Genomic DNA, 14,953 nt, shown 5'->3' with positions numbered 1-14,953 from the left:
GGTCGGATCTCCACGAGCAGAGGAGATCGGGCATGCACAAGTCCGCCGGCAGGATCCGGAACGTCGCCCTCGTCGGTCACCGCGGCAGCGGCAAGACCTCTCTGCACGAAGCGCTGCTGTACACCGCCGGCGCCGTCAACCGGCTCGGCCAGGTGAACGAGGGGACGACGGTCTCCGACGCCGACCCGGACGAGAAGGCGCGCCAGATGTCGATCTCCGCCGCGCTCGCCTCGTTCGAGTGGCAGGACCGCAAGGTCAACCTGATCGACACGCCGGGGGAACCGAGCTTCGTCGCGGACGCGCTCGGCTCGCTGCGCGTCTGCGAGTCGGCGATCTTCGTCGTCAACGCGGTGATGGGCGTCGAGGTCTCGACGACGCGCCTGTGGCAGCGGGCGGGGGAGCTGGACCTCGCGCGGCTCGTCTTCGTCAACATGCTCGACCGCGAGCGGGCTGACTTCTTCCGCGCGCTCGACTCGCTCAAGGCCGCGTTCGGCGCGCACGTCGTCGCGACCGAGATCCCGATCGGCCGCGAGCACGAGGTCAGCGGCGTGATCGACCTCGTCGACATGAAGGCGTACGCCTACGACGGCGACGGCCGCGACAACTGCCGCGAGATCCCGATCCCCGACGACCTCGCCGACGAGGCGCAGACCTACCGCGAGAGACTGATGGACGAGGTCGCCGAGAACTCCGACGCGCTGATGGAGCGCTACCTGGAGGGGGAGGAGATCTCCCACCAGGAGATCGTCGATGCGCTGAAGGAGGGGACCAACCACGGCGCCCTCTTCCCCGTCACATGCGGCGTGGCGACGCGCAACCTCGCGACGAACCGACTGCTCGACGCGATCGTCGACGACCTTCCCTCACCGGTCAAGCACGGCGGTCTGGACGTCGCCGGGATGACGCTGGAGGCGGTCGAGGACGCTGACCTCTACGCCTACGTCTTCAAGACGCGCGCCGACCCGTTCGCCGGCCGCATCAACCTCTTCCGCGTCTACCAGGGCGTGATCTCGCACGACAGCCACGTGCTCAACACGCGCGCCCACGCGAAGGAGCGGATCGGCCAGCTGCTCGCGTTCAGCGGCAAGGACAGCGTCCACGTCGACGAGTTCGGCCCGGGCGACATCGGCGCCGTCGCGAAGCTCAAGGAGACGCGCGCCGGCGACTGGCTGGCCGCGCGCGACGAGCCGATCGAGATGCCGTCGATCCCGCTGCCCGCCCCGGTGATGGCGTTCTCGATCGAGCCGAAGACGAAGGGCGACGAGGACAAGGTCTTCACCGCGCTGAGGCGGCTGCAGGAGGAGGATCCGACGATCGACCTGCACCGCGACCAGCAGACCGGCGAGCAGATCGTCGCCGGCCTGTCGGCGATCCACGTCGAGATCGTGATCGCGCGGCTGCGCGAGCGGTTCGGCGCCGAGGTCACGCTGAAGCCGCCGCGGGTGCCGTACCAGGAGACGATCCGTGCCGGCGCCAAGGCGCACGGCCGCCACAAGAAGCAGAGCGGCGGCCGCGGGCAGTTCGGCGACTGCAGAATCGAGATCGAGCCGCTGCCGGCGGGGGAGGGCTTCGAGTTCGTCAACGCGATCAGAGGCGGCTCGATCCCCGGCAGCTTCATCCCGGCGGTCGAGAAGGGCGTGCTGGAGGCGATGGAGCACGGCACGGTCGCCGGCTATCCGGTCAAGGACGTACGTGTGCGGCTGGTCGACGGCTCCTACCACTCGGTCGACTCGTCCGAGATGGCGTTCAAGGTCGCCGGCGCGCACGCGATGAGAGACGCGCTGGAACACGCCTCGCCGGTGCTGCTGGAACCGATCATGGTCGTCTCGGCCTCGGTCCCCGAGGACTCCGTCGGCGACGTGATCGGCGATCTGAACAGCCGTCGCGGCCGTCCGCTCGGGATGGAGCCGAGCGGCGGGATGACGGAGGTCAGAGCCGAGGTGCCGATGGCCGAGATGCTCAGCTACGCGCCCGACCTGCGCTCGATCACCGGCGGTCAGGGCGACTTCACGATGGAGTTCCAGCGCTACGAGGAGGTCCCGCCGCACCTCGCGGAGAGAGTCGTCGCGCGCGTCCGGGCGGAGACGGAGGCGGTCCACTCCTGACACGGTCGGCCGGTCGAGGGTTGGTACCCTCGACGGCTCATGACGACGAAGGACATCCGCACGTCGCAGGCCCACGTGTCATGCGACGTGTGCGGCCGGACGCTGCTGCGCGGCGAGCGCGCCGACACGTATCTCGCGGGGGGACACAAGCGCGAGGTCTGCGAGCTGTGCCAGCCGCGCGCCCTGCACGAGGGCTGGGTGCGCGAGGGTGCGGCGCTGGAGCGCGGCACCCGCTCGCCCGCCGGCGAGCGCCGCCGCAGCTTCATGAGCCGCCTGCGCCGGCCCCGCGCCGACGAGCCGGGCAACGGCCACAACGGCAACGGGCGCAGCCACGACGAGACCGGCTCGCACGAGCCGGCGCCGCGGCCGTCCTCGCGCGTCGAGCGGCTGGAGCCGCAGCGCGAGCTGCGCCAGGTCCGCGCCGTGCCGACGAACGTCGAGCAGCGCACCGCGACGGCGATCGACCACTTCAACCAGAGCGAGCACCCGCGCACGGTCGCCGGCGTCGCCCGCTCGCTCGGGGCGCCCGTCGTCGTCGCGCGGGCGCACGAGGAGCCCGCCAGCATCGTGACGATCGTCGTCTCCTGGGAGCTGTGCTGGTACCGCTACGAGATCGACCTCGACGGCGGCGCGGTCCGCACCGCCGGCCAGGGGTACGAGCTGGAGGAGCTGGAGCCGGCCGACCGCGTCGAGGCCAATGCGGTCGCCGACGAGTACGGGACGTTGACCCCCGCGTAGCGTCCCGCCGGTCGACTAGCATGCCCACCCGACAAGGTCGTCGATGACCGGCGAGGACCGTTGATCTACTGCGTGGTGCCCGCGGAGCTCGCGGATGAGCTGTTCGACAAGCTGACGGTGTACTACGCCGACGACGACAACGTCACGGTGATCGTCGATCGCCGCAGAGGCGAGCGTCGCGGGCGCGGTGCGCGCAACGGGGGTGACCCGAGTCGCGAGCACGTCCGCACCGTGCGGGACCGCCGCCGGCGCTCCGGGGGCGACAGGCTCCCATTCCCGCGCATCGACGGAAGCGTGTGAAGCTCGTCGTCCACGTGGACGGCGGCGCGCGCGGGAACCCCGGGCCTGCGGCCGTCGGCGTCGTCGTCTCGACGCCTGAGGGTGAGGTGGTCGAGCGCCGCGCGGAGACGATCGGCGAGGCGACCAACAACGTCGCCGAGTACCGCGCGCTGCTGCTCGGGCTCGAACGAGCGCGCGCGCTCGGCGCGACCGAGGTCGAGGTCGTCAACGACTCCGAGCTCGTCGCCAAGCAGGTCGGCGGCGAGTACCGCGTCAAGCACGCTGCGATGAGACCGCTGCACGCGGCGGCGCTGGAGGCGCTCGGCGGTTTCGAGGCGTGGCGCGTGCGCAGCGTCCCGCGGGCGCAGAACGCCGACGCCGACGCGCTCGTCAACGCCGCGCTCGACGCCGCCACCTGACCGGCGCCGGCCGTCCGCGTTATGACGCCCAGCCGCCCGCTTCGCCGCGGGGTGGCCTGAGCGCTCCGGCTCGCGGGTATCCCGACTTCGCGCTGAGAAAGAAAGGGGTGGTCCATGTCGGAGCAGCGCGAGGCGCAGCAAGCGAACCATCAGACGATCCGCCTCAGCAAGGGCAAGCACGCCGCGCCGACCGAAGGCGCGTGCGTGATGGAGCTGGCGTCGATGCTCGCCGGCGAGCCGTTCAGCGACCGACCGGCATCGGCCTGCCCGGTCATCGGCGGCTTCCTGCGGGCGTACAACGACCGGGTCGACGAGGACCGGCGTCAGGACCTCTACCGCTATGCGGCCGAGGTCGTCGGGACGCGCGGGACCGCCGAGGTCGAGCGCGCCCGTGAGAGCCGTTGCCTGGAGTGGGCGGAGGAACGCCGCCGCGAGCGGTCCCGGCCGCTGCGCTGGATCGCGCGCAGCTCGCCTCCGCTCGTCGACCGGCGGCTCGGACTCGACGCCGCCGGCACCTACGCGGCACGCTCGATCCGCCGTCACACCGACCGCTCGCACGCGGCCGCGCTGGCGCTGATCGACGAGCTGATCACGATGGGGCATGTCTCCGTCGTGACGGCGTCGCCTGAGGCGGCGGCGGACGGGACGGCGACGACCGTCTGAGCGACGACCGACGGCCACGGCGTGCGCTCGGCGTCGTGGCGGGTCGTCGATCAGGCGGCGACGCCGTTGGGCGTCAGCACGCTGAGATCGTCCGGCGGGTCGCCGGTCAGCAGCCAGTTGCCCTCGTCGTCGCGGCGCAGCAGCTCGCGCTCGGAGAGCGTTCCGAGTGCGGAGGTGACCGACGGGCGCTGCGCCCCGACGAGCAGCGCGAGCTGCCTGTGGGTCAGCGCCAGCGGCACCAGCACGCCGTCGGAGGTGACCTTGCCGTAGCGGTCGGCGAGGTGCCAGAAGAAGGCGAGCAGGCGCACGTCGACGCGCTTGAGGCTGTGGATCGAGACCATCACCGCGAGATCCTGCGCGCGCTCGTTGGCGCGAGCGACCAGCGCGGTGATCAGCGGCGGCCAGTGCGCGACGACGCGCAGGAAGTGCTGATCGAGCACGGCGACCCGCAGCGGCTCGATCACCTGCCAGTCGACGTCGTGCCGCATCGGCGCGTCGGCGCCGCTCTCGTCCCACGGCCGCAGGATCGTGCCGGGGCCGATCAGCTCGCCGCAGCGTGCCTCCGCGACGGTCACGTCGCGGATCAGCAGGCCGTCGAGCACGAGCAGCCCCAGCTCCGCGTCGGGGTACGGGTTCGCCTGCGGATCCCAGGCGCCGGCCGGGACTTCCGCGATCGCCGCGACGGCGTGCTGCCGGCAGCGCGCTCGGTCGGACTCCTCGAGAACGCTGCGCAGTCCAGCGTCGTGATCGAGGACGTAGACGAAGCGGTCGCCGGAGCGGGTGTGTTCGCTGACACTCATGCCCGTCACTCCAGTACCCGTTCGACGCGATTCGCTCGCACGGATTTCCGATCCGGCGCGGGACCGCGGGCGTCGCCGACACCGCGCTGGGCCGGCGACGCCCGTAGTCACGGGCGGTTACGGCTTGATGATGCTGGGCTTGATGATGCTCGGCTTGATGATCGACATCTGGTGGTTCACCTCCTCTCCTCCTCGGTCGGGGGTCGGCGTCATGCCGCTCGGCCTGCCACGTACACGAGCTTCGTGTGGGTCTCCTCGTCGGCGTCCTCATGGAGGACGCCGCCCGTGGACTGACCCAGCACGGCTCGGCAGGCGAGTCCGGCGGACGCCAAGGCGTGACGGATGGTGGGCTCGGGGTGGTGGCGCTGGACGTGGCGGCTGACCGCCGCGCCGCCGCCGCCGAGCTCGATCGACGCGGCGCACAGCGATCCGGGCACGATCGGCCCGGTCGTCTCGCCACGCCAGATCGCGTCGGCGAGCGGCCGCTCGAACGTCGCGCGGGTGCTGAAGCCCTCGCGATACGTCGAGAGGCTGTTCGCGTCGAAGACGTAGACGCCGTCTGGCGCGAGCACGCGCGCGACGCTCGCGAACGCGGCGGCGAGATCGTCCTCGTCGAGCAGGTAGTTGACGGCGTCGTCGAGGCAGCTGACGAGCGAGAAGGTGCCAGTGTAGGAAAGCTGGCGCATGTCCGCTATCTCGATGCGGTCGGCCGGGAGCGCCTTCGAGCGGCGCGCCTGATCGACCATCGCGGGCGACAGGTCGCACGCCCAGACGTCGTATCCGCGCCGCACGAGCGGGGCGAAGCTCTTGCCGGTGCCGCACGCGACGTCGAGCGCGCGGCGGCCGCGAAGGCCGTGCTCGCGCGCCAGCCGTTCGAGCCGTCCGACCCAGCCGTCGTGGTCGTAGGAGTCGGTGAAACGGTCGTAGACCGCGGCCAGCCGCTCGTAGGCGACGAGCGCTGCGGGGGGAGTCGAGGTCGTCCTCATGACTACCAAGACCCGCCGAACGCTCACAACCGTTTCACATACTTCGCCAACTTTGACGAAACCTCGATATTTGCCATGTGGCCGGAGCGATCGCGGAGTCCCGCGTGCCCCAGCCGGGAGCGTGGGATTGGGAACGGATGCGGGCCGCGGCGACGCGGGAAGCCCGTCGCTACCTGCTGGCGTCGCACGACATCGACGACGTCGTGCAGGAGGCGCTGATGCGCGCGTGGCGTCGGCGCGACTCGTGCGCCGGCGAGGACCAGATGCCGTGGATGCGCCAGATCGCGCGCAACGAGGCGCTGCGGCTGCTCGACCGCCGCAGAATCCGCGCGCAGCGCGAACTGCTCGACGACCAGACGCTGCTTGCGGGCGTGCCCGACGAGGAGGCGGAGGAGGAGCGCGAGGACCTGCTCCTCCGCTTGCAGGTCGACCAAGTGGTCAAACGCTTCTCCATTGATGATCAGAGGTTGCTTGCTCTACGCTATCTGAGAGATTTGAGCCAACCTGAGGTGGCGCGCATGCTCGGAATCCCGGAGGGAACCGTCAAGGTCCGACTCCACCGGCTGCGGGGTCGCCTGCGGAGAGAACTCGAGACGAGCCGATGAAGCCATACAGCGACATCACCGATCCACGCCTGATCAAGGCACTCGCGCATCCGTTGCGGATCCGCATCCTCGCGATCCTCGAGGATCGCGAGCTGGCCAGCCCGAACGAGCTGTCGGAGCTGCTCGGCGTGTCGCTCGGCGTGATGAGCTACCACGTCCGGCGCCTCCACGCGCTCGGCTTCCTGGAGCTGGTCAAGCGGACTCCGCGGCGTGGCGCGATAGAGCACCACTACCGGGCCAAGGCGCGGCCGAAGGTCTCTGACGAGGGCTGGGCGGAGACGCCGGCGATCGTCAAGCGCGCGATGGTCGGCGCGTCGCTGGAGCAGGTCTCCGGCTACGTCAACGCTGCCGCCGCGAAGGGCGGCTTCGACAACGCGGACGCGCACCTCAGCCGCAGCGTCATACAGCTCGACGAGCAGGGCTGGAAGGAGCTCGCCGGCGAGATGGCCAAGACGCTCGCCACGATCGAGAAGATCGAGGCGGAGAGCGCCGAGCGCCTGCGCAGAACGGGCGACGACGACGCGGCGGAGAGATCGGCCGGCATCGTGCTGATGATGTTCCAGGCCGAGGGCGTGGCCGAAGAGGGTTCCGCGAACGGCGGCGAGGGCCAGCACCTCGGCCGCCGCTCCAGCCGGCGCCCGCGGCCGCTGCACGCGGCCGGCGTCGAGCTCGACTGACGCGCGTCCAGCTGCGCGCCGCGACCCTGACGGGACCGCGGCGCGCGAGCGAGACGGTTCGCGTCAGCCCTTGACGCGGTAGATCGCGCCGGTGACGTCGCCGGCGTAGACGTTGCCGCCGTGCGTCCCGAGCGCGACGACGGGCGCTGCGAAGCCGTTCAGCAGCGGCGTCGTCTTGCTGCCGCCTGCGAGCGGGACGGAGACGACCTGCGGGCCTCTGCCGGTGCCGGTGAAGAGCGCGAGATAGATCTTCGCGCCGATCACGCCGATCCCCATCGGGGAGCTATGGGCCGGCAGGAGCGACAGCGGCTCGGCGAAGCCGGCGCACGCGTCGGGCTTGGACCAGTTGCACGACGGGAAGCCGTAGTCCTGGCCCTGCTCGGCCTTGATGACGTAGTCCGGCGGCTGTCTTCTGCCGAGGTTCTCCTGCCCGAGCGCGGTCGCGAGCGGCGCCGACTGGCCGGGGGCGAACGTCAGCATCCACGGCTGGCGCAGGCCGGTCGCGTACGACTGGAGGTCCTTGCCGGCGGTCGTCAGCGCGACGATCGACTGCGCGTAGGGCGCGTCGACCTTTCTCGAATCGCCTCTCTCAGTCATCGTGACGCCGGCGTAGATCAGCCCGTCGGGGCCGATCGCGATCCCGTTGAAGCCGGGGAAGCCCTTCGGGCCGGTGAAGACCGTCTTCGTCGATGCGAACTTCTTCCCGTTCCACCCGCTCGCCGCGACGATGCTCGGACCGGACGAGACGTAGAGCGTGCCCTTGCTCCAGGCGGCACCGAACGCCATTCTCGGCATGCCCTTGATCGGGGTCGCTCTGCCGCCTCTGAGCAGGTAGACCCCGCCGGGCGCGGAGCCGTCCTCGGCGCCGGCGGCGGCGACGAACGTCGCACCCCTGCCGAAGGCGAACTGGGTGGGGGTCGGGACGCCCTGCGCCAGCGTGACGACCTTCGCCCCGTTCGCCGCCTTCGGTGGCGGCGGGGGGCCCTGCGGTCTTCTGGCGGCGACCGCCGTGCCAGCGCCGAACGGCGCCAGCGCGAGCGTGACGGCCGCCACGCGGGCGATCCGCGAACGATTCATAGATGTCCTCCTGGTGGGAGCTGAGGGAGCGAAGCCTAGGAACGGTGACTGCACGCTGCGTCGGGGACATCTCCCGATCGGCGCACGTGCCTCAGACGTTCGTCCCGGGTGCGTCGAGCGCCTGCCGTGCGAGCGCGAGCGCACCCTCGCGGCTGCCGGCGACCGCGATGAAGCGGCCGATGTGGCAGAAACGCGCGTCGGCGACGCCCGTGGCCGCGGCCAGCTCCGCGTCGGACAGGCCGGCCCACGACTCCGGCAGGTCCTTGCGGTTGGCGAACTCGCCGAGCTGCCGCGGGACCGCCTGCAGCCCCCAGTCGTCCTCGCGCGGGTAGAGGACGAACAGCGCGTCCGGCGCGCCGGGGATCAGCTCGCGGTGCCACGGCATCCCGCGGTCCAGCTCGATCAGGCGCGGATCCTCCGCGCGCGCGATCGCGCTGCGCACGAGCGCCGCGGCGCGCGCCTGGGAGGTCGCGGCGGCGATCTCGCGGCGCAGGATCCCGGCCGCCAGCTCGACGGCCGCGTCGAACGCCTGCCGCTTGTCCGCGGCAGTCGGCGCGTCGTCCCAGTTCGGGTTCAGCGCCGCGATCGCGTGCGAGACGGTGAACGGGGCGACCCCGTCGACCAGCGACCGGGAGATCGTCTGGCCGGTGTCGTTCGCGTCGACGCCCTGCACGAGTACCTGGTCGATCCGCTCGGCGATCTCGTCGCCGCCGCAGATGCGCGCGCCGTGCTCGCGCCAGACGAGCCCGAACGACGCGTAGCGGATCCCGTTCGGCCGCTCGCCGGCGCCGCCGCGCTGGTGGTGGTCGAAGTCGCCGCCGGCGGGATCGTCCCGCTGACCGACGTCGACGCGCACGTCGGCGGCCGCGAGCAGCTGCGGATCGCGCGTGCGGACGACCTCGAGCGGCGCGGCGTCGTCGAGCAGCGACAGCGCCGCGATCGCGAAGACGTCGTCGGCGTGGAAGGAACCGGAGTGGGTGGCGACTCTCATGCCCACCACGCTAGAAGGTCGCGGCGCGGAGCGGCGTCAGGGGCGTGAGCCGGTACGACAGCCGTGTGCGTCGCCACGGCGGCCACGGCGACCGGCGGACGGTCGCGAGGACGCACAGCCGTGGCGCGCCGTGCTCGACGACCAGCAGCTCCCAGCGGCAGCCGGCCTCGGCGCGGACGACGAGCAGCCGGCTGGTCGGGGACTCGGCGACGCCGAGCTCCCTGGCGACGGCGTGGACGACGGTCGCTCCGACCATCGCGTCACGCCGCCGCAGTGATCGGAGGAGGTGCGGGCGGAGAGGACGCGGCGACATCGAGTTGGACGACAGGTGCGGCAGCGGGCGGCATCTCATGGGGCGTGAGATGCAGCCCGCTGCCGGGCTGTCGCGACAGGCCTCGGGGGGAGAGGCCGTGGTCGATGTCTACGTTATGGCGCATTGACCGTGTCGGACCAGGGCCTAGCGCTGAGCGCTCAGAGATCAGGACGCGTTCGGCCGAGGTCGCGCAGCCGTCAGGTGGCCGAGCTCTGCGAGTTGCAGAGGCGCCAGATCCGCAGGACCGGCAGCAGCAGCTTCGGGAGCGACCCGCCGGCCCGTGCGATCTGCCGTGTCGTCGGCTGCAGCGCAGTCACCCGAGCGCTGTCCTTGCTGAGGTAGAGCGCGATCATGCAGCTGAGCAGGACGGCATGGCGCTCTCCGTGCGGCAGCGCAAGCACGTCGCGAGCCGATCGGTCGATGCTCTCGCAGAGCCGCGACGTTGCGAGCTCGCGGTCAGGGTAGTGGGCGATGTAGCTGTGCGCGCCCGCCTGGAGATCGTCGGCTTCGTCGACGTAGCTGTCGAGCATCGTCCCCGCGAGGCCCAGCCAAGGGAAGTACGCGGCGTAGGTCGCTTCCGCATCCTCCGTCGTGATCCCGGGCTCCGCAGCCAGCGCCAGCAGCGCATGCGTCATCAGGGACGTGCTCGCGGCCGCCGTCAGCTCGTACCAGCACAGCTCGTGCTCGCCGGGGAACTCACGCGCAACCCAGGCGCGCAGTGCGGCGTCGCGACGCTCGGGATCGGGGTCGTGGTTGATCCCGAGCACCGACGCTCGCATGCCCTCCTTCGCCAGCAGCGGTCGGACGGTCTCGAACGCCGGCAGTGCGCGGCAGTGCTCGCGGCAGGCGTTGACGAGCGCAACGAGGTAGCCGCCGTCGTCCCGCGACGGGTGGTGCAGGTAGTAGTCGGAGATCGGTCGAGCCGGGTCGAGCGCGTCCGCGATCGCGAGGAACAGCTGACGGTCGTCGGTCGGGTCGACCGTGGCTCGCTGCTCGCTGAGATTGTCGAGAAAGTCCCAGATCAGCTCGTAGGCGACGAGCAGTTGCAGGAGCCTGGGGTGCCGTTGGACAGGCAGCGTCCAGAACAGCGCCGCCCCGTCGGTGTGGCCGCGTTTGTGGTCAAGCGCGTCGAGGGCGGCGGACCGGAGCGCAGCGTCCGGGATCGCGTCGGCGCGAGTCCGCCAGCGCTGGACTTCGCGCGACACGGCGCGAAGACCTCCACCGAGCTCGCGAGCGACGGCGGAGAAGAGCATCAGCAGCTGCCTCCGCGTGAGCGGAATCGCGTTGGCCTTGACCTCGGTGAGCATCCCCCTCAGCGCGGCAGCGTATCTGCGCAGCCCAGGCCGTGCGCCTCATTCCGCGAGACCACTCTCCGGTGCGACACGCGACGCGCGGTGGCCGAAGTACGCGACGATGGCAAGCGCGGCTCCAGTGACCGCAAGGCAGCTGACGAGCGCAGCACCCGCGGCCGTCGAGTACGTGACGGGAAAGCCTGTGACGCTGGTCAGCGCGCGACTCAACAGACGCTGTCCGATCAACCCGAAGATCGCGCCGACGACGCAGCCGGCGCCGATCAGGATTGCCGCTTCGAGCACGAGGGAGCCCCACAGCTCTGATGCTCCGTACCCCTCGACCTTCATCGCGGCGAGGAACCGGCGACGCTGCCAGATCATGCCGGCCATCGCAGCGGCCATCGCGATGACGGCGGACACGAGCACGAGTGCAGCGATCTGGGAGAGCCGGGTGAGCCCTTGACGGCTCGACGAGTTGAGCGCTCGCTCGCGGTCGGCGGCCGTCACGGTGACCAAGCTCGACTCGGGGCCGAGCGCCTTTTGCAGCGCGCGTTCGCCTGCTGCGGAGCTGGTGCCCGGCGCCAACATCGCGTGGAGCGCGCTGACGTCGCGATCACCCCACGCACGTGCGTAGTCGTCGGCGTTGATCACGATCGCGCCGGGCGGCCAGCCCATGTTCGTCGAGAGGGCGGCGACACGCAACGTTGTCGGAACCGACGACGGCAGGGTGATCGGGTCGCCGACCTCGACTCCGCGGTCGCGGGCGATGCTCTCGGACACGACCGCCCAGCCGCCCGCACGGATGCGACGCGTCGCCAGATCGAGATCTCCGCGCAGGATCTGCTCGGGTCCTATCGGGCTGCGCGAGGCAGCGGGCGTTCCGACGACCCAGACACGCCGATTGCCGAGGTCGAGGAATCCACCGCGATATTCCTCGATCCTGTCGATTCCCTCGACCGGCCCGATGGCAGGTGGTCTGAACGGAACGGTGACGAGCAGGTTCGCTCTTCCCCTGGCCACGATCCAGACGTCGCCTGTGCGGGTCATCTCGGTGGACGTGCGATCGAGCCCGCGCAGCAGGTCGGCGTGGGCTCCCTGGAGAGCGACGCTTCCGAACACCGCGATGGCGCCGGTCGCGAGCACCGCGAGCGAGCGCACATGGGTCGAGGGGTCGCGAAGGTCCGAGATGGCGAGGAACGGCACCACGCCGCGGAAGTTGCGCAGCATTCGATCGAGGCAGTCGGTGAGCCCCTGCAGCAGCGGACTGAGCAGGAGCAGCATCGCACCCGCGAGGATCGCGAGGCCGGCGATCCCGATCGCGGCCGAGCTCGGCGCCGAGATCGCGATCAGCACCGCTGTCGCGAGCGCGACGCCTCCGCCGGTCAGGAGCCATGGGGTCCGCGCGCGCAGGCTCGTGGCCGTGGCGCTCCCGTCCGCGCTCCCTCCACGGCGCACGACGGACGTCGCCGTCGGCCCGAAGACGGCGAGACAGCTGGCGATGACACCGCCCGCGACGGCGAACGCCACGTTCGTGGGGGTGACGACGCGCGTCGTGCCGAAGGTGAACGCGAGCGAGAGGAAGCTCGGCGTCTCGTCGAACAGGTGTCGGGAGATCTGCTCGCCGACCAACACGCCGAACGCTGACGCCGTGACGCCGAGCACCACCGCGTCGAACAGCAGGACCTTGATAGCGGTGCCCGGCCCGTACCCCTCGATGTGCAGGTCTGCGACGAGGCGCCGCCGCTGGGGCACGGTGAGGAGCACGGCACTGAATGCGAACAGGAAGCCGACCATCGCGCCGAAGACCGAGAACATCGCCGTCGACTGGTTGGTCGGAAGCGAGGCCTGCTTGAAGAGCGCGCCGTCGAAGTTGGCGGGCCGGACGTTCGCGCGACCGGCGGCCAGTCGCTTCAGCTCGCGGTCGACCTCCGCGTCGCGACCGGCGTGCGGGACGACCGAGATCCGCGTGATCAAGCCTTCTCGGCCGCTCAGCTGCTGCGTGAACTCGAGCGGCGCGAGCCCGACCGGACTCTCGACGATCGCACCGACGTCGGACGCCTGGAGCTTCGCGCCCAGCGGAGCGGTGACCTGCCGGCCACCGATGTCGAGCTGTACCTGTTGGCCGAGCGCCAGGTTCAGCCCTTCCGCCAGCGCGCTCGGCAGGCCGATCGCCTGCACGCGCGCGAGATAGGCCGACGAGAATCTGTGGGTGAGTCTCCCACGGAGCTGGGCGAACTCCGGCGTCGCGCCGATCAGCAGCACGGAGCGTCGGCGTCCGCCCCCGTGCACCTCGGCGCGGACCTCGAGCACGGCGGCGGCGAGCTTCACGCCGGGCAGTCGCTGAACCTCCTGCAGGAGCCGGTCGTCGAACCCCTCTCCGCGCGCGGTCATCTGCAACCGGGCGTCACCGACGATCCCGTCGGTCATGCGCTGGAAGGACGCGGTGAGACTCGTGTTCGCCACGAGCGCAGCGAGCAACAGCGACACTCCGACGGCGATCCCGAGGAACGCGAGCAGCTCCTGCCCGGCACGTGCGCGGAGGCGCGCGCCGTACAGGGCCGCGACGTTCGACAGCTTCACCGGTCGGGCGCGTCGATGACGTAGGAACGCAGCCGTCCGTCGTGCAGCTCGAGTGCGCGGTCCGCGTACGAGACCGCCTGGGGGTCGTGGGTCACGAGCAGGGTCGCGACGTCGTGCTCGTGGCTGAGCTGGCGCAGCAGGTCGAGCACGTCACGGCTGCGGCGGCTGTCGAGGCTGCCGGTCGGCTCGTCGGCGAGGAGGACGGTCGGATCGGTCGAGAGCGCGCGGGCGATCAGCACCCGTTGGCGCTCACCTGTCGAGAGCTGCTCAGCACGGTGCCGCAGGCGGCCCGCGAGCCCGAGCCGCGCCAGCAGCGGCTCGACGCGTCTGCGCGCGTCGCGCGCGCGGAGGTCGTCGAACAGCTTCAGCGCCGCGTTGTCGATCGCCGAGGCGCCGGGGACGAAGTCGGGCAGCTGGCGGATGAAACCGACCTCGTGCAGGCGATACCGGGCGGCCTCGCGCGCTGACAGCTCCGCGACGTCGCGCCCACCGACGTGGACGGTGCCGTGATCGGGTCTGAGCAGCGCCGCGACGATCTTCAGCACCGTCGTCTTGCCCGATCCGCTCGGGCCGTACAGCGCGACGATCTCCCCGCGCTCGATCGTGACCGTGACGTCGTCGACCGCACGGACGATCTCGCCGCCGGGGGCGGCGAACTGCTTCGCGACCTGCCTGAGTTCGAGCACCTATGCCGTCTGCTGGTCGCCGCCGCCGGGGAACTCGATCACCGTGCCGGACGCCGTCGCCGGGTCGATGACCGGCTCCAGGCGGCCGTCGCCGAGGGTGAAGGCGGCATGGGCGCGGGTGGTCGCGGACAGCACGCAGGAGGTCATCAGCACGGCGACGCCGGCCTCGGCGGCGGCGGTCCGCAGCAGTTCGACGACCTGCTTCTGCTGGAGCGCGTCGAGCCCGGCGGTGGGGTCGTCGACGAGCAGCAGCCGCGGCTCGCGCACGAGGCCGTGGGCGAGGCTCGCGAGCGTGCGCTCGCCGTCGGAGAGGTGGCGCCACTTCGCGTCACGGCACTCGGCGACGCCGACGCGCGAGAGCGTCGCCATCGCACGCGTGCGCGCCTCGCTGCGCGTGCAGCGCTTCAGCAAGGGCAGCGCGACGTAGTCGAGCATGCTGAACTCCGCGCTCTGCGGGCCGTCGGCCTGGACCAGGCCGATCTGCTCGAGGCGCAGCCGGCCGCGCGCCGCTCTCGGCAGCGCCGCGAGGTCGACGCCGTCGAAGCGCACGCTGCCGGCGTCGGCAAGCTCGAGGCCGGCGGCGAGCCGCAGCAGCGTCGACTTGCCCGAGCGCTGCGCGCCCCAGACGGCGACGAAGTCGCCGACGCCGAGCGTGAGCGAGACGTCGACCAGCGTCGGCTTCTCGTACGGGCCGACCCAGTGCGTCTTGGCGACGTGCTCGAAGGAGAGCGGCATCCGAACG

The 14,953-nt window shown here is 71.3% G+C and carries 16 protein-coding genes; 7 read left to right on the top strand and 9 right to left on the bottom strand.

Annotated elements, in window-relative coordinates; translation table 11 throughout:
- The first annotated feature begins 32 nt into the window (after nucleotides 1–32).
- The 5 genes from fusA to CWOE_RS18315 all read left to right on the top strand — a co-directional run bounded on the left by fusA (nucleotide 33) and on the right by CWOE_RS18315 (nucleotide 4,204).
- Complete coding sequence (gene fusA, locus CWOE_RS18335; protein ID WP_012935131.1) at nucleotides 33–2,105, top strand: elongation factor G; 2,073 nt, start codon at nucleotides 33–35, stop codon at nucleotides 2,103–2,105.
- 39 nt (nucleotides 2,106–2,144) lie between these two features.
- Complete coding sequence (locus CWOE_RS18330; protein WP_012935130.1) at nucleotides 2,145–2,843, top strand: hypothetical protein; 699 nt, start codon at nucleotides 2,145–2,147, stop codon at nucleotides 2,841–2,843.
- Between the two features lie 72 nt (nucleotides 2,844–2,915).
- Nucleotides 2,916–3,143 carry a hypothetical protein gene (locus CWOE_RS18325; RefSeq protein WP_012935129.1) on the top strand — a complete coding sequence of 76 codons (228 nt, stop codon included), beginning with the start codon at nucleotides 2,916–2,918 and terminating at the stop codon, nucleotides 3,141–3,143.
- Nucleotides 3,140–3,541 carry a ribonuclease HI family protein gene (locus CWOE_RS18320; protein ID WP_012935128.1) on the top strand — a complete coding sequence of 134 codons (402 nt, stop codon included), beginning with the start codon at nucleotides 3,140–3,142 and terminating at the stop codon, nucleotides 3,539–3,541. Before CWOE_RS18325 ends, CWOE_RS18320 begins: the two co-directional genes overlap by 4 nt.
- A gap of 114 nt (nucleotides 3,542–3,655) precedes the next feature.
- Nucleotides 3,656–4,204, top strand: a complete 549-nt coding sequence (locus tag CWOE_RS18315) for a hypothetical protein (RefSeq protein ID WP_012935127.1) — start codon at nucleotides 3,656–3,658, stop codon at nucleotides 4,202–4,204.
- Between the two features lie 50 nt (nucleotides 4,205–4,254).
- On the opposite strand, the gene CWOE_RS18310 is transcribed toward CWOE_RS18315, so the two are convergent.
- Complete coding sequence (locus CWOE_RS18310; protein WP_012935126.1) at nucleotides 4,255–5,004, bottom strand: Crp/Fnr family transcriptional regulator; 750 nt, start codon at nucleotides 5,002–5,004, stop codon at nucleotides 4,255–4,257.
- Nucleotides 5,005–5,213: 209 nt separating this feature from the next.
- Complete coding sequence (locus CWOE_RS31005) at nucleotides 5,214–5,990, bottom strand: class I SAM-dependent DNA methyltransferase (RefSeq protein WP_012935124.1); 777 nt, start codon at nucleotides 5,988–5,990, stop codon at nucleotides 5,214–5,216.
- Between the two features lie 77 nt (nucleotides 5,991–6,067).
- On the opposite strand from CWOE_RS31005, the gene CWOE_RS18300 reads away from it, so the two are divergent.
- Together CWOE_RS18300 and CWOE_RS31000 are read left to right on the top strand one after the other, a co-directional pair.
- Nucleotides 6,068–6,595: an RNA polymerase sigma factor gene (locus CWOE_RS18300; RefSeq protein WP_049793322.1), complete on the top strand. Its 528-nt coding sequence runs from the start codon at nucleotides 6,068–6,070 to the stop codon at nucleotides 6,593–6,595.
- Nucleotides 6,592–7,272 carry a winged helix-turn-helix domain-containing protein gene (locus CWOE_RS31000; protein ID WP_012935122.1) on the top strand — a complete coding sequence of 227 codons (681 nt, stop codon included), beginning with the start codon at nucleotides 6,592–6,594 and terminating at the stop codon, nucleotides 7,270–7,272. Before CWOE_RS18300 ends, CWOE_RS31000 begins: the two co-directional genes overlap by 4 nt.
- Before the next feature lie 63 nt (nucleotides 7,273–7,335).
- Here the strand turns inward: CWOE_RS31000 and CWOE_RS18290 are convergent, their stop codons facing one another.
- The 7 genes from CWOE_RS18290 to CWOE_RS18260 all read right to left on the bottom strand — a co-directional run bounded on the left by CWOE_RS18290 (nucleotide 7,336) and on the right by CWOE_RS18260 (nucleotide 14,946).
- Nucleotides 7,336–8,349: a PQQ-dependent sugar dehydrogenase gene (locus CWOE_RS18290; protein ID WP_012935121.1), complete on the bottom strand. Its 1,014-nt coding sequence runs from the start codon at nucleotides 8,347–8,349 to the stop codon at nucleotides 7,336–7,338.
- 91 nt (nucleotides 8,350–8,440) lie between these two features.
- Nucleotides 8,441–9,340, bottom strand: a complete 900-nt coding sequence (locus CWOE_RS18285; protein WP_012935120.1) for an MYG1 family protein — start codon at nucleotides 9,338–9,340, stop codon at nucleotides 8,441–8,443.
- 10 nt (nucleotides 9,341–9,350) lie between these two features.
- Nucleotides 9,351–9,596, bottom strand: a complete 246-nt coding sequence (locus CWOE_RS18280; RefSeq protein WP_041730653.1) for a hypothetical protein — start codon at nucleotides 9,594–9,596, stop codon at nucleotides 9,351–9,353.
- Nucleotides 9,597–9,850: 254 nt separating this feature from the next.
- Nucleotides 9,851–10,858 carry a tetraprenyl-beta-curcumene synthase family protein gene (locus CWOE_RS30995; protein WP_160165535.1) on the bottom strand — a complete coding sequence of 336 codons (1,008 nt, stop codon included), beginning with the start codon at nucleotides 10,856–10,858 and terminating at the stop codon, nucleotides 9,851–9,853.
- 147 nt (nucleotides 10,859–11,005) lie between these two features.
- Nucleotides 11,006–13,525 carry an ABC transporter permease gene (locus CWOE_RS18270; RefSeq protein ID WP_012935117.1) on the bottom strand — a complete coding sequence of 840 codons (2,520 nt, stop codon included), beginning with the start codon at nucleotides 13,523–13,525 and terminating at the stop codon, nucleotides 11,006–11,008.
- Entirely contained in the window at nucleotides 13,522–14,211 is a 690-nt protein-coding gene (locus CWOE_RS18265) for an ABC transporter ATP-binding protein (RefSeq protein WP_012935116.1), read from the bottom strand. Before CWOE_RS18265 ends, CWOE_RS18270 begins: the two co-directional genes overlap by 4 nt.
- Nucleotides 14,212–14,946 carry an ATP-binding cassette domain-containing protein gene (locus CWOE_RS18260; RefSeq protein WP_012935115.1) on the bottom strand — a complete coding sequence of 245 codons (735 nt, stop codon included), beginning with the start codon at nucleotides 14,944–14,946 and terminating at the stop codon, nucleotides 14,212–14,214.
- Nucleotides 14,947–14,953 lie beyond the last annotated feature (7 nt).

It is taken from the genome of Conexibacter woesei DSM 14684, assembly GCF_000025265.1.
Classification (GTDB): domain Bacteria; phylum Actinomycetota; class Thermoleophilia; order Solirubrobacterales; family Solirubrobacteraceae; genus Conexibacter; species Conexibacter woesei.
The sequence above is the reverse complement of the archived record's forward strand: the minus strand, read 5'-3'. Positions and strand labels throughout refer to the sequence as shown.